General features: G+C 63.5%; 15 protein-coding genes and 1 pseudogene. 6 read left to right on the forward strand and 10 right to left on the reverse strand.

The annotated features are described in order from the left end of the window. Position 1: 1 nt before the first annotated feature. Positions 2–736 (reverse strand): bifunctional demethylmenaquinone methyltransferase/2-methoxy-6-polyprenyl-1,4-benzoquinol methylase UbiE, encoded by a 735-nt coding sequence (ubiE, locus tag P0M04_RS06550; RefSeq protein ID WP_259448142.1) that lies wholly within the window; start codon positions 734–736, stop codon positions 2–4. Between the two features lie 278 nt (positions 737–1014). Here ubiE and P0M04_RS06555 point away from each other — a divergent pair, with 278 nt between their 5' ends. Beyond that, positions 1015–1218 carry a cold-shock protein gene (locus P0M04_RS06555; protein ID WP_036238916.1) on the forward strand — a complete coding sequence of 68 codons (204 nt, stop codon included), beginning with the start codon at positions 1015–1017 and terminating at the stop codon, positions 1216–1218. A gap of 101 nt (positions 1219–1319) precedes the next feature. On the opposite strand, the gene P0M04_RS06560 is transcribed toward P0M04_RS06555, so the two are convergent. The 4 genes and pseudogenes from P0M04_RS06560 to P0M04_RS06575 form a co-directional block, all read right to left on the reverse strand. Continuing rightward, positions 1320–1748: a gamma-butyrobetaine hydroxylase family protein gene (locus P0M04_RS06560; RefSeq protein WP_259448143.1), complete on the reverse strand. Its 429-nt coding sequence runs from the start codon at positions 1746–1748 to the stop codon at positions 1320–1322. A 123-nt stretch (positions 1749–1871) separates the two neighbouring features. Then, positions 1872–2294: an HIT family protein gene (locus P0M04_RS06565; protein WP_371877245.1), complete on the reverse strand. Its 423-nt coding sequence runs from the start codon at positions 2292–2294 to the stop codon at positions 1872–1874. After that, positions 2291–6298, reverse strand: coding sequence for a DUF3683 domain-containing protein (locus tag P0M04_RS06570; RefSeq protein WP_259448144.1), 4008 nt, complete (start codon positions 6296–6298; stop codon positions 2291–2293). The genes P0M04_RS06565 and P0M04_RS06570 overlap by 4 nt, the downstream gene beginning before the upstream one ends. Before the next feature lie 888 nt (positions 6299–7186). Beyond that, positions 7187–7663 (reverse strand): annotated as a pseudogene (locus P0M04_RS06575) (YqaA family protein); the annotation flags it as partial. A gap of 179 nt (positions 7664–7842) precedes the next feature. Between P0M04_RS06575 and ilvA the strand changes: the two are divergent. The 5 genes from ilvA to rapZ all read left to right on the forward strand — a co-directional run bounded on the left by ilvA (position 7843) and on the right by rapZ (position 13149). Further along, the gene (gene ilvA, locus P0M04_RS06580; RefSeq protein ID WP_281042385.1) at positions 7843–9375 is read left to right on the forward strand and encodes a threonine ammonia-lyase, biosynthetic; all 1533 of its coding nucleotides are present in this window, start codon (positions 7843–7845) and stop codon (positions 9373–9375) included. Between the two features lie 237 nt (positions 9376–9612). Then, positions 9613–10443, forward strand: a complete 831-nt coding sequence (gene queF / locus P0M04_RS06585; RefSeq protein ID WP_259448147.1) for an NADPH-dependent 7-cyano-7-deazaguanine reductase QueF — start codon at positions 9613–9615, stop codon at positions 10441–10443. Positions 10444–10779: 336 nt separating this feature from the next. Next, positions 10780–11262, forward strand: a complete 483-nt coding sequence (locus P0M04_RS06590; RefSeq protein WP_259448148.1) for a PTS sugar transporter subunit IIA — start codon at positions 10780–10782, stop codon at positions 11260–11262. 16 nt (positions 11263–11278) lie between these two features. Continuing rightward, on the forward strand, positions 11279–12214 hold the full coding sequence (gene hprK, locus P0M04_RS06595; protein WP_036238906.1) for an HPr(Ser) kinase/phosphatase: 936 nt from the start codon (positions 11279–11281) through the stop codon (positions 12212–12214). 71 nt (positions 12215–12285) lie between these two features. Next, positions 12286–13149, forward strand: a complete 864-nt coding sequence (gene rapZ, locus P0M04_RS06600) for an RNase adapter RapZ (protein WP_259448149.1) — start codon at positions 12286–12288, stop codon at positions 13147–13149. Positions 13150–13159: 10 nt separating this feature from the next. Here the strand turns inward: rapZ and P0M04_RS06605 are convergent, their stop codons facing one another. From P0M04_RS06605 to P0M04_RS06625, 5 genes are all read right to left on the reverse strand, one after another. Then, entirely contained in the window at positions 13160–13927 is a 768-nt protein-coding gene (locus tag P0M04_RS06605) for an APH(3')-II family aminoglycoside O-phosphotransferase (protein ID WP_259448150.1), read from the reverse strand. Next, complete coding sequence (locus P0M04_RS06610; RefSeq protein WP_259448151.1) at positions 13924–14385, reverse strand: Rv1443c family protein; 462 nt, start codon at positions 14383–14385, stop codon at positions 13924–13926. The genes P0M04_RS06605 and P0M04_RS06610 overlap by 4 nt, the downstream gene beginning before the upstream one ends. Before the next feature lie 7 nt (positions 14386–14392). Further along, positions 14393–15469 (reverse strand): enoyl-CoA hydratase/isomerase family protein, encoded by a 1077-nt coding sequence (locus tag P0M04_RS06615; protein ID WP_259448152.1) that lies wholly within the window; start codon positions 15467–15469, stop codon positions 14393–14395. Positions 15470–15571: 102 nt separating this feature from the next. Further along, on the reverse strand, positions 15572–15931 hold the full coding sequence (hpf, locus tag P0M04_RS06620) for a ribosome hibernation-promoting factor, HPF/YfiA family (protein WP_036238902.1): 360 nt from the start codon (positions 15929–15931) through the stop codon (positions 15572–15574). A gap of 77 nt (positions 15932–16008) precedes the next feature. Then, entirely contained in the window at positions 16009–17523 is a 1515-nt protein-coding gene (locus tag P0M04_RS06625) for an RNA polymerase factor sigma-54 (protein ID WP_259448153.1), read from the reverse strand.

Raw genomic sequence — 17523 nt, forward strand, 5'->3', positions numbered from 1 at the left:
CTCAAAGTTTGATGCCGGTGTGCAGTGCGGCCACACCGGCCGTCAGGTTGTAGTACTGCACTCTTTCCAGGCCCGCCGTTTCCATCATGGCCTTCAGCGTTTCCTGGTCCGGATGCATGCGGATCGATTCCGCCAGATACCGGTAGCTTTCCGCATCGTTGGCGATGCGCTGGCCCAGCCACGGCAGCACCGAGAACGAGTACACGTCGTACGGCTTTTGCAGCGGCGCCGCCACTTTCGAAAACTCCAGCACCAGCAACTTGCCGCCCGGCTTGAGCACCCGGCGCATTTCCGCCAGTGCCTGATCCTTGTGCGTCATGTTGCGCAGGCCAAAGGCCACGCTGACCCGATCGAAATAATTGTCCGGGAACGGCAGTTTTTCCGCGTCACAGAGTAATGTGGGGGTGACAAGACCTTTGTTCAATAGACGATCGCGGCCCACGCGCAGCATCGACTCGTTGATGTCCGTGAGCCAGACCTCGCCACTCGGCCCCGCCGCCTTGGCAAACGCCTTCGACAGGTCGCCCGTGCCGCCCGCGATGTCGAGCACCTTGAAGCCGGGACGGATGCCGGCCTGGGCGATGGTGAACGCCTTCCACACGCGGTGCAGGCCGGCGGACATCAGGTCGTTCATCACGTCGTATTTGGACGCGACCGAGTGGAATACCTTGGCTACCTCGTGGACCTTCTCGTCTTCCGAGACGGTCTTGTAGCCGAAATGGGTGGTGTTGGTCATAGTAGCAAGCCGTTTAGTCTTGCCACATTATACAAGCCGGGGTGTCTCGCCCGGCTTAAAGATGGCTTACCCGGGCGGACGCGATGAAAACGTTTGCGGCGACGTTAATGTCGGCTTTACCACACACGATAACAATCGTGCATCCCAATTGTTAAAACTCTGCTTATAATGGATTTCGCTTGCGCACAGTCTGGAACAGGGATGTTTTATCGCTTAACCATGTGCTGCCGGCGACAACTCATTACTGTTTAAAAAAAATCTTCTTGAGAGAGAGAAATATGGCGACTGGCACCGTGAAATGGTTCAACGACGCAAAAGGCTTTGGCTTCATCAAACCTGACGATGGTGGCGACGATCTGTTCGCACACTTCTCGGCCATCAATTCGGCCGGCTTCAAATCGCTGGCGGAAAACCAGCGCGTCACGTTCGACGTGACCTCCGGCCCGAAGGGCAAGCAGGCAGCAAACATCCAGCCGCAATAATTCCCGACCGGGACCGCAGACAGGATTACGCCGGCCCACCAGGCTGGCAAAGAAAAAAGCGCCGTGTGGTACACCGGCGCTTTTTTCATTCGTGGCTACAATTAGTGGCTGCAGCCCCCGCCGCTGCCGCAACCGCCACCCTTCGGCCCGGCCGCCGGCACGGCGCTCGCCTCGCGGCCGCTGTCGCCTTCATACCCCGCCGCATGCAGGCGGCTCAGGTAATCCTGCCACAGGGCGTCGTGCTCGTTACCCAGCTTGTACAGGTAATCCCACGTGAAAATGCCGGACTCGTGGCCGTCCGTGAACAGCGGCTTGACGCCATAGTTCCCGACCGGCTCGACGCCGCGGATGCCCACGTCGCGCTTGCCGACCTGCAGCACTTCCTGGCCCGGGCCGTGGCCCTTCACTTCGGCCGATGGCGAGTACACGCGCATCAGCTCGAACGGAATGGAGAACGCGGCGCCGTCGTCGAAGGCGATTTCGAGGATCTTCGATTGCTGGCGGATGGTCAGGTTGGTGGGGGTGGGCATGATGGGGTCCGTTCAGTAGCAAAGCAAGAACGTCATTCCCGCGCACGCGGGAATCCATAATGAGCTGATCGAAGATACTCTGCATGGATTCCCGCTTTCGCGGGAATGACGGCGGTACATATTTTAGCGGTCGGTGAACCTGCGTGCGATCGCCTCCGCCAGTTGCGGCACCCGCGCCCGGCGCGCGACCAGCACCGCCTCGTCCGTCGTGCGCTGCGCCTGCGCCCACACGGGCGCGGGGAAGTGCGCGTCGTCGGCGTAGCGCGGGATCACGTGCCAGTGCAGGTGCGGCACCACATTGCCGAGGCTGGCGACATTGACCTTCAGCGGCTGCATCACCTCGCGCACGGCGAGTTCCAGCTTGTACACCGCGTCGTTCAGCAGCAGGCGATCCTCGTCCGCCAGGTCGCTCACCTCGCGCACATGATCCATCCAGATCACGCGCGCGAAGCCGGGGTAGTTGGCATCGTCGACGAGAATGACGGCGAACTTGTCGTTATCGACAACCGTCGGCACCGCCAACTCGCACAACTCGCAACCCATCATACGAGCACCCGCTCGATGCCGCCGTTGTTGGCGTTGGCGACGTAGTTCGGCAACCAGTTCTCGCCCAGCAGGTGGCGCGCCATCTCGACGACGATGTAGTCGGCCGTGGTGCCCGAATCGTCGTTGTAGCGCGACAGGCCCTGCAGGCAGGACGGGCAGCTCGTCAGGATCTTGACGTCGCCCTTGAACCCGTCTTCGCGCAGCTTGTCGGCACCTTTCACCATTTCCTGCTCCTTGCGGAAGCGGACCTGGGTCGAGATGTCCGGACGGCTCACGGCGAACGTGCCCGACTCGCCGCAGCAGCGGTCGTTCTTTTCGATCTTGACGTTGTCGACGGTCTGCACGAGCGCGTTCACGGTCTTCACCGAATCCTGCAGCTTCATCGGCGTATGGCACGGGTCGTGGTACATGTAGCGCGTACCGGTGACGCCTTCCAGCTTGACGCCCTTCTCCATCAGGTATTCGTGGATGTCGATGAGGCGGCAGCCCGGGAAGATCTTGTCGAACTCGTAGTTCGCCAGCGAGTCGTAGCAGGTGCCGCACGACACCACGACCGTCTTGATGTCGAGGTAGTTCAGCGTGTTGGCCATGCGATGGAACAGCACGCGGTTATCCGTCACCATCTTGTCGGCCTTGTCGTACTGGCCGGCGCCGCGCTGCGGATAGCCGCAGCACAGGTAACCCGGCGGCAGCACGGTCTGCACGCCCACTTCCCACAGCATCGCCTGCGTGGCCAGGCCCACCTGCGAGAACAGGCGCTCGGAGCCGCAGCCCGGGAAGTAGAACACGGCTTCCGTATCGGCGTTCGTCACCTTCGGGTTACGGATGATCGGGATGATCTTGTCGTCCTCGATGTCCAGCAGCGCGCGCGCCGTCTTCTTCGGCAGGTTGCCCGGCATCTTCTTGTTCACGAAGTGGATCACCTGCTCGCGGATCGGCGCCTTGCCGGTCGTCGGAGGCGGTGCCTTCGTCTGTTCCTTCGCGACGGCCTTCAGCACGGTCGCGCCGAGGCGCTGGGCCTTGTAGCCCCAGTCGATCATCCCCTTGCGCATCGCGTTGATCGTCGTCGGATCGGTCGCGTTCAGGAAGAACATGCCCGCGCGCTGGGCCGGCTTGAAGCTGCGCTTGTCCATCTTGCGCAGCAGGTTACGCATGTTCATCGAGACGTCGCCGAAGTCGATGTTGACCGGGCACGGCGTCACGCACTTGTGGCACACGGTGCAGTGGTCGGACACGTCCTCGAATTCTTCCCAGTGGCGGATCGACACGCCGCGGCGCGTCTGCTCTTCGTACAGGAACGCTTCGATCAGCGCGGACGTCGCGAGGATCTTGTCGCGCGGCGAGTACAGCAGGTTCGATTGCGGCACGTGCGTCGTGCACACGGGCTTGCACTTGCCGCAGCGCAGGCAGTCCTTCACGCTGTTGGCGATCTCGCCGATGTCGCTCTGCTGCATGATCAGCGACTCGTGGCCCATCAGGCCGAACGACGGCGTGTACGCGTTGCGCAGGTCGGCGTACGCGGTGTCGCTGTTCAGCAGCTTGCCCTTGTTGAAGCGGCCTTCCGGGTCCACGCGTTTTTTATAGTCGCGGAAGTCGCGGATCTCGTCCTCGGTGAGGAATTCCAGCTTCGTGATGCCGATGCCGTGTTCGCCCGAGATGACGCCGTCCAGCGAACGCGCCAGCTTCATGATGCGCTCGACGGCCTTGTGCGCATCCTGCAGCATCGCGTAGTCGTCCGAGTTCACGGGCAGGTTCGTGTGCACGTTGCCGTCGCCGGCGTGCATGTGCAGCGCGACGAACACGCGCGAACGCAGCACGCGCTTGTGGATCGCGGTGGCTTCGGCGAGAATCGGTTCGTAGGCCGCACCGTTGAAGATCTGGCGCAGCGGCGCGCGGATCTCCTGCTTCCACGAGACGCGCACGGTATGGTCCTGCACGACGTCGAACAGCTTCGCGTCCGGCTGCTGCGCGAGGCGCGCCTGGAACGTGCCGGTGAGGCCGTCGAGGCCGACGTCGGCCAGTTTATCCAGCACGGCGCCCAGCGGCTGGTCGAGGTTCGCCAGGATCCACGTCCAGCGCGCGGATACGCGGGCCAGCAGATCGTCGCCCTGCTGTGGACGGTCGCCGAGGATCTCTTCCTTCGACACGCCTTCGCCGGTGGCGTCGTCCGCCTTCGTCACTTCCAGGTTCCCGGACGCGAAGTAGGCATGCAATTCTTCGACGAGCTGCAGCTTGTTCTTGATCGACAGTTCGACGTTGATGCGCTCGATGCCGTCCGTGTACTCGCCCATGCGGTTCAGCGGAATGACGACGTCTTCGTTGATCTTGAAAGCGTTCGTATGGCGCGCGATGGCGGCCGTGCGCGAGCGGTCGAGCCAGAATTTTTTACGGGCTTCCGGGCTGACGGCGACGAAGCCTTCGCCCACGCGCGTGTTCGCGAGACGCACGACTTCCGACGTGGCCAGCGCGACGGCGTTCTCGTCGTCGCCGACGATGTCGCCGAACAGCGCCATCTTCGGCAGGGTGCCGCGCTTGGATTTCGTCGCATAGCCGACGGCGCGCAGGTAGCGCTCGTCCAGGTGTTCCAGGCCCGCGAGGCGCAGGCTGGCGAATTCCGGCTTGCCGCTCTTCGGCAGGCTGTCGAGGTAATCCTTGATCTCGACGATCGACGGGATCGCGTCGCGCGCCTGGCCGAAGAATTCCAGCGCGACGGTGCGCGTGAACTTCGGCATCTTGTGCAGGATCCAGCGCGACGACGTAATCAGGCCATCGGTGCCCTCTTTCTGGATGCCCGGCAGGCCCGCGAGGAATTTGTCGGTGACGTCCTTGCCGAGGCCTTCCTTGCGGAAGCGGCGGCCTTCGATGGCCAGCGTCTCGGTGCGGAACGGCTGGCCTTTCGGCGCGCCCTTTTCCGACGGGTGCGTCCATTCGAGCTTGAACGTGGCGACGGGCGCGTCGTGGATCTTGCCCAGGTTGTGGTCGACGCGCGTGACGTCGAGCCAGTCGCCGTTCGGGTCGACCATGCGCCACGACGCAAGATTGTCCAGCGCGGTGCCCCACAGGACGGCCTTCTTGCCGCCCGCGTTCATCGCGATGTTCCCGCCGATGCAGGAAGCGTGCGCGGACGTCGGGTCGACGGCGAACACGAAGCCGGCCTTCTCGGCCGCCTGCGACACGCGCTGCGTGACGACGCCGGCGCCCGTGAAGATCGTCGCGTACTCGCGGTCGACGCCCGGCAGGCGCGTCATCTCGACCTCGCCCATCTGCAGCAGCTTTTCCGTGTTGATCACGGCCGACATCGGCGACAGCGGAATCGCACCGCCCGTGTAGCCGGTGCCGCCGCCGCGCGGGATGATGGTCAGTCCGAGTTCGATGCAGCCTTTCACCAGGCCGGCCATCTCGTCTTCCGAATCCGGCAGCAGCACGAGGAACGGGTATTCGACGCGCCAGTCGGTGGCGTCCGTCACGTGCGACGTGCGGTGCATGCCGTCGAAGCGGATGTTGCGTTTATCGGTGTAGCGGCCCAGCACGGCCTTGGCGCGCTTGCGCAGGTCGTAGGTGTCCGCGAACTCGCGGCCGAAGTCGTCGACGGCCTTGCGCGCGGCGACGAGCAGCTGCTCGACGGCGGCGCTGCGGCGGCTTGCAGTGGCCGGATCGGACTCGCCCGCATCGACGGTCAGGCGGCGCTTGTCGACTTCCGCCAGGCGGTGATGAAGCGCTTCGATCAGCTTGGCGCGACGCTTCGGATTGTCCAGCAGGTCGTCCTGGAGGTACGGATTGCGGCGCACGACCCAGATGTCGCCCAGGACTTCGTACAGCATGCGGGCCGAGCGCCCGGTCTGGCGGGCACCGCGCAATTCATCCAGCAACTGCCACGATGACTCGCCCAGCAGACGGATCACGATCTCGCGATCGGAGAACGACGTGTAGTTATAGGGGATTTCGCGCAGCCGGATGGGCGCGTTTTCTTCGAGCAGGGCGTGGATATTGGCAGGAGCGTTCATGGGGAGATCGACTGTCGTACTGACGCGTAGGACTCTCTATTCTAGCTTATTGCGATGCACCACGCTGGGGAAGGAATAATTTTTGCAACGGTGGAGAAGCAGAAACGGACGGAAAACGACGCTTCCGCTCAAATTTGTTTTGGCTGAATGCAAGATTTTCCGGCGAAAGCTCGGCGTGATGAAAGAACAGGCATCTTATCCACGCCGGATGGGGACCGTCGCGAGGGCGTTGCCAAACTTGTCCTGGACAACCAGGGTCTCTCCATCAAGTTTGATGTCCTTGAATCGATGCGCGTACATCACCTCGTCAGGCAAGGTTCTCAGGATCTCCTGGGAAAAAATGATGTGCCCGCGGCGATCGATCTCCAGTGTCAGCCGAAAGTACGAACGATCAAGCTTGCACTTCAACCTACATTTCACGCCTTCGGCACGAAACGTCTTCTCCAGGAAAACCCACTCGTTCCTGTAATGTTCAGCCCTGAACGACTGGATCGCGTCGTGAAAGTACTCTGCGGGAACATGCTGATCCTTGCTGCACTTGGCGATGCCCGCTTCGAGCAATCCAATGAAATACTCCGGCAGTCGCTCGTCCGCGACTGTTGCGTACTCTGCAATATCGAACTGCACTTCCGCTGTCAGTGCATTCGACGTGTTCTTGTATGTCAGCTCTGCCGGGGCACTCTTGCAGACCACACAAATCCTGTTGAAACCTTCGGCATGCAACTTTCGTGCGGCCAGATGTCTTTGCACATAATTGCAAAGAAACCGCGTTTGATTCCTGAATGCCAGCGCCGCGTCGGACCTGTACTCGACCAGATCGGGGTAAAGATAAATGCCAGTCAATTTCATGGGCAAGCCATCATCACCCGAAGATTCTGCCCGTTGTCTCCCCAGCCACTTCCACCACCCGTTCGGGATGTACAACAGCGTGACGGTCATGAAGACGTACCGCCCGAACTTGCCGATCGCCATATAGATCACGCTGGGCCAGAACGGCAGGTGCAGCCAGCCGGCCAGGGTGCACAGCGGGTCGCCGATGCCCGGCACCCAGGACAGCAGCATCGTCTTCGCCCCATAGCGTTTGAGCCAGTGGAACCAGCGCGACGAGCGCTCCTTCGCGAAGGCGACCTTGGCGCGGTAGCCGATCCAGTAGTCGACGATGCCGCCCAGCGTGTTGCCCAGGGTGGCGACGAGGACCGTGGGCCAGAACATCGCGGGATTCGCTTTCACGACGGCGAACACGGCCGGCTCGGAACCGAGCGGCAGCAGGGTCGCGGAAACGAAGGCGATGAGGAATACCGACGTGAGCCCGACGGTGGGCACGGCGAGGAATTTCAGCAGCCACAGGACGGCGGATTCGATCATCGGCAGGAAAGAATGGACGGCGGAAGGATAAGTTGAGTACATTATAATGAGGAGCAACACCTCGCAACGACACGGTACGCCAGGCTCTACCAAGCCAGGTTGCCGCACTGCTCGCCTCGGTTACCCACCAAGCAGGACAGTCAGCGTCGCCCCGGAACCCAGAACAGCCCGCAACGATCATGACTACCGACTACCTCAAGAAAATCCTCACCGCGCGCGTCTACGACGTGGCCGTCGAAACCCCGCTGGAGTACGCCCCCAGCCTGTCGAAGCGCACCGACAACAAGATTTACCTGAAGCGCGAGGACATGCAGAGCGTGTTCAGCTTCAAGCTGCGCGGCGCCTACAACAAGATGGCCAACCTGTCGGAGTCGCAACTGAAACGCGGCGTGATTTGCGCGTCGGCGGGTAACCACGCGCAGGGTGTCGCCATGTCGGCGGCCCGCCTGAACTGCCGCGCCGTGATCGTCATGCCGACCACCACGCCCAGCGTGAAGGTGGATGCGGTGCGCGCGTTCGGCGGCAGCAACGTGGAAGTCGTCCTGCACGGCGAGTCGTACACGGATGCGTTCAACCATGCGCAGATGCTGGAAAAGGAACAGAAGCTGGCGTTCGTGCACCCGTTCGACGATCCGGACGTCATCGCCGGCCAGGGCACCATCGGCGTCGAGATCCTGCGCCAGCATTCGGCGCCGATCCACGCGATCTTCCTCGCGATCGGCGGCGGTGGCCTGATCAGCGGCGTGGCCGCCTATGTAAAACAGATCCGCCCGGACATCAAGATCATCGGCGTGCAGACGAACGATTCGGACGCGATGGCACGCAGCCTCAAGGCCGGCGAGCGCGTGACCCTGTCGGACGTCGGCCTGTTCGCGGACGGCACCGCCGTGCGCCTCGTGGGTTCCGAGACGTTCCGCCTGTGCCAGCAACTGGTCGATGAAATCATCATCGTCGACAACGACGCGATCTGCGCCGCCATCAAGGACGTGTTCACCGACACGCGCAGCATCGTCGAGCCGTCCGGCGCGCTGGCCGTCGCGGGTGCCAAGGCGTACGTGGAACGGTCACTGATGACGAAGAATCCGATCCGTGGCGAGACGCTCGTCGCCGTGCCGTCCGGCGCGAACATGAACTTCGACCGCCTGCGCTTCGTCGCCGAGCGCGCCGAACTGGGCGAGGCACGCGAAGCCGTGTTCGCCGTGACGATCCCCGAGCAGCGCGGCAGCTTCAAGCGCTTCTGCGCGCTGATCGGCCCGCGCAATGTCACCGAGTTCAACTACCGCATCAGCGACGAGCGCGAGGCGCACGTCTTCGTCGGCGTGCAGATCGGCAGCCGCAGCGAGTCGGGCACCGTCGCGCGCACGTTCGAGGAGCACGGCTTCCGCACCCTCGACCTCACGCATGACGAACTGGCCAAGCAGCACGTGCGCCACCTCGTCGGCGGCAAGAGCGGGCTCGCGCACGACGAACTGCTGTACCGCTTCGAATTCCCGGAACGTCCGGGCGCGCTGATGCGCTTCCTCGACACCCTGGCGCCGAACTGGAACATCTCGCTGTTCCACTACCGGAACCAGGGCGGCGACGTGGGTCGCATCCTCGTCGGCCTGCAGGTGCCGTCGGGCGAGATGGACGAGTTCCGCGAGTTCCTCGCGACGCTCGGTTATCGTCATTGGGACGAGAGCGCGAATCCGGTCTACAAGCTGTTCCTGTGATGCCTGGTGGGGCTCGTGCTTGATGCCCCCGGCATCAAGCACCCCACCCTACGGCAAACGATATCGTAGGGTGGGCATTTGGGGCCGGGGGCCCCAAATGAAACGTGCCCACGGTGATGTACCCGTAATGCATGCGTTAACTGGGCGCGCATCCAATCTCGGAAAGGTGTACGATACGCCGCTTTGCCGCCGCCGGACCGGCACCGTCACGAGCACGCCCGGCATCGAGAACACACCATGACCAATACCCCTGAACAATCGCCTCTTGGCAAAAACTCGGCCTACCAGACCGAATACGCGCCGGAGCTGCTGTTTCCCATCCCGCGCCAGCACAAGCGCGACGAGCTCGGCCTGACGGGCACGCTACCCTTCTTCGGCGTCGACATCTGGAACGCCTACGAGCTGTCGTGGCTGAACATGCGCGGCAAGCCCCAGGTTGCCATCGCGACCTTCACGGTGCCGGCCGATTCGCCCAACATCGTCGAATCGAAATCCTTCAAGCTTTACCTGAATTCGTTCAACCAGACCCGGCTGGCCAACACGGACGCCCTGCTGGCCCTGCTGCGCGAAGACCTGTCGAACGCGGTGGGTGCGCCCGTGCATGCGGCGCTGACCCTGCCCGAGGACTTCGACAAGCTCAAAATGGGCGAGCTGGACGGCCTCCTGATCGACCGCCTCGACGTCGAGATCGACAATTACAGTCCGTCGCCGGAACTCCTCAAGGCCAACCACGAAGAAGCCGCGGTCGAGGAAACCCTCGTGTCGCACCTGCTCAAATCGAACTGCCTCGTCACCGGCCAGCCGGACTGGGGCAGCGTGCAGATCCGCTATGCCGGTCCACAGATCGACCAGGAAAGCCTGCTGCGCTACCTGATCGGTTTCCGTGAGCACAACGAGTTCCACGAGCAATGTGTCGAGCGCATCTTCACGGACATCCTGCGCCAATGCAAACCGCACAAGCTGGCCGTGTACGCCCGCTACACCCGGCGCGGCGGCCTGGACATCAATCCGTGGCGCGCCAATTTCAGCACCGGCAAACCGCCGAATTTGCGCACCGCGCGTCAATAAACAGTGCGGATGGGTGATTTTTGGTCGTTCGTCCCCATCTACAGTGTACGTTTCCGGCGACATCCTTCACGATATTCTCGGATGTGTGAAACGGCAACTTAGCGCTAGAAAAATCGGTAAAAGAGGGCCCGGGAAGACGTTTCATGCGTGAATCCCGGGATTTCGTGGCGGAAATTGCGCACGCCCCTTTGTCGGGTGCGAGGTCTTTACGCAAAGGTTTGCGGCAGGGATCACACAGGTACCGGACGGCGTGCAAAATCGAATTACACGGCCATAAAACAGGCCTATAATTCCCGCTCGCAAGCACCCCAGGGTGCACCGCAATAGAAGCGTGTTATGACTAATCTAAGCAAAATCCTCTCGCTCGAGAACGTGCAGCTGGACATCGAAGTGTCGAGCAAAAAGCGCGCCTTCGAGCAGGCCGGCCTGATCTTCGAGAACAACTGCGGCATCGCCCGCTCCACCGTGTCGGACAACCTGTTCGCGCGCGAGCGTCTCGGGTCGACGGGTCTCGGTCACGGCGTCGCCGTGCCGCACGGTCGCATCAAGGGCAGCAAAAGCCTCAAATCGCCGCTGGCCGCGTTCGTGCGCCTGGCCGAGCCGATTCCGTTCGAATCGCCGGACGGCCAGCCCGTGAAACTGCTCTTTTTCCTGCTGATCCCGGACCACGTCACGCAACAGCACCTGGAAATCCTGTCGGAGATCGCGGAACTGTTCTCGGACGAGGCGATCCGCACGGCCTTGAGCACGGACACGGATCCAAAGTCCGTGTACGAACGCATCATCAACTGGCAACCGAGCCTGCAGGCCCTCGGCTGACCCTGCGAAAGCGACCATGCTGCAGACCCCGCTGACCATCCAACGGCTGTACGACGACAACCGCGACAGCCTGCAACTGGGCTGGTTCGCCGGATTCCCGGGCGGAGAACGCCAGATTTCCGGCGACGCCGTCTCCGCCGCGGACCAGGTCGGCCACCTGAACCTGATCCACCCGGGCCGCATGCAGGTGTTCGGTCACCAGGAACTGAATTACTACCAGCGCCTGAAATCCGGCTCGCGCAGCCATCTGATCGGCGAACTGATCGCGGGCGGTCCGCCGGCGCTGTTCATCGCGCAGGGCCTCGATACCCCGCCGGACATCCTCGCCATCTGCGACGAGCAGAACATCCCGCTGTTCTCGACGCCGCTGCCGGCCGCGCAGGTCATCGACTACCTGCGCGTCTACCTGTCGAAGAAGCTGGCGCAGCGCGTCATCATGCACGGCGTGTTCATGGACGTGCTGGGTGTCGGTGTCCTGATCACGGGCGACTCGGGCCTGGGCAAGAGCGAGCTGGGCCTGGAACTGATCTCGCGCTCGCACGGCCTCGTGGCCGACGACGCCGTGGAATTCTCGCGCATCGCCCCGAACATGATCGAAGGCCGCTGCCCGCCGCTGCTGCAGAACCTGCTTGAAGTGCGCGGCCTGGGCCTCCTCGACATCAAGGCGATCTTCGGCGAGACGGCCGTGCGCCGCAAGATGCGCTTGAAACTGATCGTCCACCTCGTCAAGCGCGGCGCGCTGGACGAAGAAGTCGAACGCCTGCCCTTCCACTTCCCCACCGAGGACGTGCTGGGCCTGCCGATCCGCAAAGTCGTGATTCCCGTCGCGGCCGGCCGCAACATCGCGGTGCTGCTGGAAGCTGCGGTGCGCAATACGATCCTGCAGCTGCGCGGGATCGATACGCTGCAGGAGTTCATGGAAAGGCAGCGGCAGGCCATGTCCAGCGACTGAGGCTGTTGCAAATACCTCATCCATAAGCCTTGTGCGATGCGGCAAAGACTTGCCAATGCTATCATCGCCGCATGCGCATCCTACTCATCACCGGTATCTCGGGCTCCGGTAAATCCGTCGCCCTGAACGTCCTCGAAGACGCTGGCTACTACTGCGTCGACAACCTGCCCCCTGCCCTGCTGCCTGCCCTCGTCGGCAGCATCGAGGGCGACGAAACCAGACGCATCGCCGTCGCCGTCGACGCGCGCAGCGCCGAATCGCTGGCCGAGCTGCCGACGACGGTTGCCGCGCTGCGGGAAGAAGGCCACCAGGTGAAGGTGATCTTCCTGACCGCCAGCACGCACTCGCTCGTCGCCCGTTTTTCCGAGACGCGCCGCAGCCACCCGCTGTCGCACGAACTGCGTCCGGGCGAGAACCCGGCGTCGCGCCGCACGCTGATCGAATGCATTTCGGAAGAACGCGACCGCCTCGGACAGATCGAGAAGATGGGCCACGTGATCGACACGTCGGAACTGTCGGCCAACAAGCTGCGCGCCTGGGTCAAGGAACTGGCCGAGGTCACCTACGCGCCGCTGACCCTGTATTTCGAATCGTTCGCGTTCAAGCGCGGCGTGCCGCTCGACGCCGACTTCGTGTTCGACGTGCGCGCCGTGCCGAACCCGTATTACGACCTCACCTTGCGTCCGCTGAACGGCAAGGACGCGCCCGTGATCGCCTTCCTCGACGCCCAGCCGCAGGCGGCCGAGCTGCTGTCCGACATCCGCGCGTTCATCGCCAAGTGGCTGCCGTCGTTCAAGAAGGACAACCGCAGCTATCTCACCGTGGCCGTCGGCTGCACGGGCGGCCAGCACCGCTCCGTGTACATGGCGGAGCGGCTCGGCGCGTATTTCGGCGAAACGGAACGCGTCGTCGTGCGCCACCGCGAGCAGCCGTGATCCGCCGAAATCAGAAGAACTCGTCGAGCAGCCGGTAGAAGCTGCTCTTCGCAGCATCGAACGTCGCGCCGTACGCGGCCAGGAACGGCTCGACCCACTCCTCTCCCAATTCCTCCGCGATGTCGCGCGTGGCCAGCGCCAGGTCCTGCCAGCGGTCCGCCACGCCCAGGCGGCCGCAATCGATCCAGCCGGTGCGACCCGCATCGTCGACGATCAGGTTCGGCAGGCACGCGTCGCCATGCGTGACGACCAGGTCTTCGCTGCGCGGTGCCTGCGCGGCGAGGCGGGCGAACAGCGCGGCGGGCGCCAAGCCCTGGTGTTCGTCGTCGAGATCGTCCTCGTCCACCAGCCCTGCCTCCATCCGCGCCCGGGCGCGTTCGATGCGCCGCGCCGCGCGGTGGTCGAACGGACACGCAGCCGGATCGAGCGCATGCAGCGCGCGCAACGCGCCCGCAAGCCGTTCGACAGTCACACGCGGCGCCAGCCCGGCGGCCAGCAGGTCGCGCCCCGGCACGGCGCCCAGCAGCAGCCAGTCCGTCCCGTCCTCCGACGCGGCATCGAGCACCGGCGCGCACGGCATGCCGGTGCCGGCCAGCCAGCGCAGCCTCTCCCCTTCGTCGCGCAATTCGGCCAGCGACCCGGCCGGTTCGAATTTCGCGAACAGCACGGGGCGATCCGGTGCGTCGAGGCGGAACACGTCCGCTTCCGAACAACCGATGTCCTGGCGCGTCCAGCGGTAGCCGGCCAGGCGTGTCTTCCAGGCGGTGGGTGTTTTCATTTGGCTCCTTTGCCGAAGTGCCGGCGCAGCCGCGCGTGGCGATGGCGGAAGAACAGCGCCACGCCCGCGCGCACGAGCGCGCGCGGCAGCAGGCGCGGACGGAACATCAGGTTGTCGACGACGGTGGTGCCCCGCGCGGACGGCGCGACGATGCGTTCGTGCTGCCAGAACGCCATCGACAGCATCGGCGAGCGTTCGAGGAAGCGCCGGCCCGGCTCCAGTTCGACGAGCGTGAGGTCGCTCCGGTCGATGGGGAGCACGCGCAGCAACAGCAGCCAACTGCGGCACAGACGCTGTCCCGGCACGAAGGCGTCCAGAGGCAGCGCACGTATCCCGCGCGGGAACGTCATGCGCAGCAGCGGCGCCATCTCGTCGGCGATGCCCTCGACGGACGTGACCCGGCGCCACACCGTGTCCGGCGCGGCGGCCAGCTCGGATTCGAAACGCAGCGAGATCACAACTCAGTTACAGGTCACGCAGTGGATGCGCGTGATCGGGCCAGACAGGCGCGAAGAACCAGGCGACCATCTCCGGCGTGACCGCATCGAGCGTGGGCGGATTCCACCGCGGCGCATTGTCCTTGTCGATCACGAGCGCGCGCACGCCTTCGAGCACTTCGCCGTGTTCGAACGTGCGGCGCACGAGCGAGCGCTCCATGCGCAGGCAGTCCGCCACGCCAAGACTCCCACCGCGCACGAGCATCTCGCGCGTCACGGACATCATCAGCGGCGAGCGCTGGCGCATCGTGGCCAGCGCCTTTTGCGCGAACGGGCCCGCATCCGTCTCCAGCGACGCCATCACGGCCGCGACGGAGTCCGCGCCGAAGTGGCGGTCGATCGCCTCGCGCTGCGCTTCCAGTTCGCTGGCGCCGGCAGAGAACGGCGCGGCGAACGCGCGGATCGCGGCGGGCAGCTCCGCGCCCGGCGTCGTCTCGATCAGCGCGCGCAGCGCATCCAGCTGCGCGCCTGGCACGAACACGTCGGCGAGACCGACGTAGATCGCGTCCGCCGCGCCGATGGTCACGCCCGTCACGCCGAGGTAGTGGCCCAGGCGGCCCGGTGCATGCGAAAGAAAATGGCTGCCGCCCACGTCCGGGAACAGGCCGATGTTCACTTCAGGCATGGCGATCTTCGAGCGCTCCGTCACGATGCGCAGGCCGCAGTCCGGCCCGCCCTGCGCGATGCCCATGCCGCCGCCCATCACGACGCCGTCCATCAGGGAGATGAACGGCTTCGGATAAAAGTGAATGAGGTGATTGAGCGCGTATTCCTCGGTGAAAAAATCTTCCAGCAGCGGGCTGCCCGTCTGCGGCGTGGCCCTGCCCGCTTCGTGGAAAAAGCGGATGTCGCCGCCGGCGCACAAGGCCTTGTCGCTGCTGCTCTTGATGACGACGGCGTCGATGCCGGCATCGATGCGCCAGGCGAGCAGCGTGGCGGTGAGCGCGCGGACCATGTCCAGCGACAGCGAGTTCAATGCCTTCGGGCGGTCCAGGGTGATGATGCCGGTGCGGTTGGCGACCCGCGATAAAACGTAGTCGGTCATGTCTCGTTGTTATTGAAATAATCAGACCGACATTGTAGCGCCCATAAAAACGAAAAGGGCGCCGATGCGCCCTTCGTTTCTGGTGCTACTGCACGCGTGGCATCACGCCGCGGCGGGCTCTTCCTCCCCACCCTCGGACATGCGCTTGATACACGCGTTGTCATGATCCTTGAGCATTTGCTTGTATTTGACGACCTGGCGGTCCAGGCGGTCCATCAACATGTCGATCGCGGCGTATAGGTCGTGCGCGGCACTGGCGACATGGACGATCTTGCCCGCGAGGCGCAGGTTGATCTCGGCTTTCTGGCGTTTTTCTTTCTCGGTGAGATTGTCGATGCAGAGGATGACGTGGGAGTCGATCACTTGATCGAAATGACGGGTGATGCGTTCGAGCTTGTTCTGTACGTATTCTCGGATGGCTGGAGTTACATCGAGATGATGTCCGCTGATTGTGAGATTCATACACACTCCTTTGAAGATGCACTGCCGTCAAGTGCGCGCATCCGGCGCAATGGGCCAGTGGTGTTGCAAGAGCTTTGCTACAGGGATTTGCGGAGACTAACGGGTGGGATCTTCAGCGCCTCACGGTACTTCGCAACCGTGCGTCGCGCGATAACCATTCCCTGTTCCCCTAGCATCTCCGCGATCTTGCTGTCGGATAAAGGGTTCTTGGGGTCTTCTGCTCCTGTCAGTTGAACGATGAGTGCCCGTATTGCCGTCGACGATGCTTCGCCTCCCGCTTCGGTGGCAACGTGACTCCCGAAGAAATACTTCAACTCGAACATGCCGTGCGGGGTCAGCATATATTTCTGAGTTGTGACTCGAGAAATTGTGCTCTCGTGTAGACCTAGTGTATCAGCTATCTCACGTAAAACAAGGGGCCGCATCGCGACTGCGCCATGGGAAAAAAAGTTGCGCTGGCGATCGACAATTGCCTGAGCTACACGGAGGATCGTGTCGAAGCGCTGGCGCATGTTCTTGATGAGCCACTTGGCTTCCTGCAACTGCGCGTTCATCTGCGTTTCCGATTTGCCCTGCTTCATCAGCGAGGCGTACAGGCTGTTCACGCGCAGGCGCGGCATCACTTCCGGATTCAGTTGCACGCTCCAGCCATCCTTGGCGCGGCGCACGATCACGTCGGGAACCACGAAGTCCGACACGTCCGACGCGAACGCCGCGCCCGGATGCGGATTGCACTGGCGGATGACGGCCTGGGCTTCGCGCAGGTCTTCGTCGTCGCAATCGAGCGCCTTCTTCAGCTTGTTGAATTCGCGCTGCGCGAACCACGTCAGGTATTTTTCGACGATGACGAGCGCCATGCGCCGCGTGACCATCGGCACACCGGGCATGCGGCGGATCTGCAGGGCCAGGCATTCGGCCGCGCTGCGCGCGCCCACGCCGGGCGGGTCCATGCTTTGCACGAGAGCGAGCGCCGTGCGCAATTCCTCGAACTCGATTTCCAGTTCTTCCGGCAGGCGCGCGTGGATGTCTTCCAGCGGTTCTTCCAGATAGCCGTTGTCGTCGAGCGCATCGACGACGAGCTCCACGAGCGCGCAGTCGCGCGCCGCGCAGCACGTCATGCGCACCTGTTCCATCAAATGTTCGCGCAGGGTGACGGGGCTCGCCTCCAGCTGCGGGCGGCCGTCCTCCTCCTCGCCGCCGCCGCTGCCGCTGCGGCCGTATTCGCCCCAGTCCTCGCCGCCTTCGCCGCCACCTTCTCCGCTGTCGCCGCCGGCGTCACCGCCTTCGCCATTGCCGCTCTCGGCGGGCGCACTGCCGCCTTCTTCGCCGTTGCCCTGGGCGGCGGGCGCCTCGCCCGCCTGCGATGACGCCGGCGCGCCGATGGTGGCGTTATTTATGGCACCGTCCGCCAGCAGGCGCACGGAGCGGTCGAGCGGATCGTCGAGCCGTTCGAGCAGCGGATTCTCGCTCAGGACCTGCTCGATTTCCTGGTGGAGCTCGAGCGTGGACAGCTGCAGCAGGCGGATCGACTGCTGCAGTTGCGGCGTCAGTGCAAGGTGCTGTGAGGTCTTGAGTTGCAGCGTCTGTTTCAT

It is taken from the genome of Telluria mixta, assembly GCF_029223865.1.
In the GTDB taxonomy this organism is placed as follows: domain Bacteria; phylum Pseudomonadota; class Gammaproteobacteria; order Burkholderiales; family Burkholderiaceae_D; genus Telluria; species Telluria mixta.

Excerpts from the sequence above, each read along its gene's own strand:
- hprK (WP_036238906.1), top strand. The coding sequence starts at position 11,279 with ATGCTGCAGACCCCGCTGACCATCCAACGGCTGTACGACGACAACCGC.
- queF (WP_259448147.1), top strand. The coding sequence starts at position 9,613 with ATGACCAATACCCCTGAACAATCGCCTCTTGGCAAAAACTCGGCCTAC.
- P0M04_RS06590 (WP_259448148.1), top strand. The coding sequence starts at position 10,780 with ATGACTAATCTAAGCAAAATCCTCTCGCTCGAGAACGTGCAGCTGGAC.
- P0M04_RS06615 (WP_259448152.1), bottom strand. The coding sequence starts at position 15,469 with ATGACCGACTACGTTTTATCGCGGGTCGCCAACCGCACCGGCATCATC.
- ubiE (WP_259448142.1), bottom strand. The coding sequence starts at position 736 with ATGACCAACACCACCCATTTCGGCTACAAGACCGTCTCGGAAGACGAG.
- P0M04_RS06565 (WP_371877245.1), bottom strand. The coding sequence starts at position 2,294 with ATGATGGGTTGCGAGTTGTGCGAGTTGGCGGTGCCGACGGTTGTCGAT.
- P0M04_RS06555 (WP_036238916.1), top strand. The coding sequence starts at position 1,015 with ATGGCGACTGGCACCGTGAAATGGTTCAACGACGCAAAAGGCTTTGGC.
- P0M04_RS06570 (WP_259448144.1), bottom strand. The coding sequence starts at position 6,298 with ATGAACGCTCCTGCCAATATCCACGCCCTGCTCGAAGAAAACGCGCCC.
- hpf (WP_036238902.1), bottom strand. The coding sequence starts at position 15,931 with ATGAATCTCACAATCAGCGGACATCATCTCGATGTAACTCCAGCCATC.
- rapZ (WP_259448149.1), top strand. The coding sequence starts at position 12,286 with ATGCGCATCCTACTCATCACCGGTATCTCGGGCTCCGGTAAATCCGTC.
- P0M04_RS06625 (WP_259448153.1), bottom strand. The coding sequence starts at position 17,523 with ATGAAACAGACGCTGCAACTCAAGACCTCACAGCACCTTGCACTGACG.
- ilvA (WP_281042385.1), top strand. The coding sequence starts at position 7,843 with ATGACTACCGACTACCTCAAGAAAATCCTCACCGCGCGCGTCTACGAC.
- P0M04_RS06560 (WP_259448143.1), bottom strand. The coding sequence starts at position 1,748 with ATGCCCACCCCCACCAACCTGACCATCCGCCAGCAATCGAAGATCCTC.
- P0M04_RS06605 (WP_259448150.1), bottom strand. The coding sequence starts at position 13,927 with ATGAAAACACCCACCGCCTGGAAGACACGCCTGGCCGGCTACCGCTGG.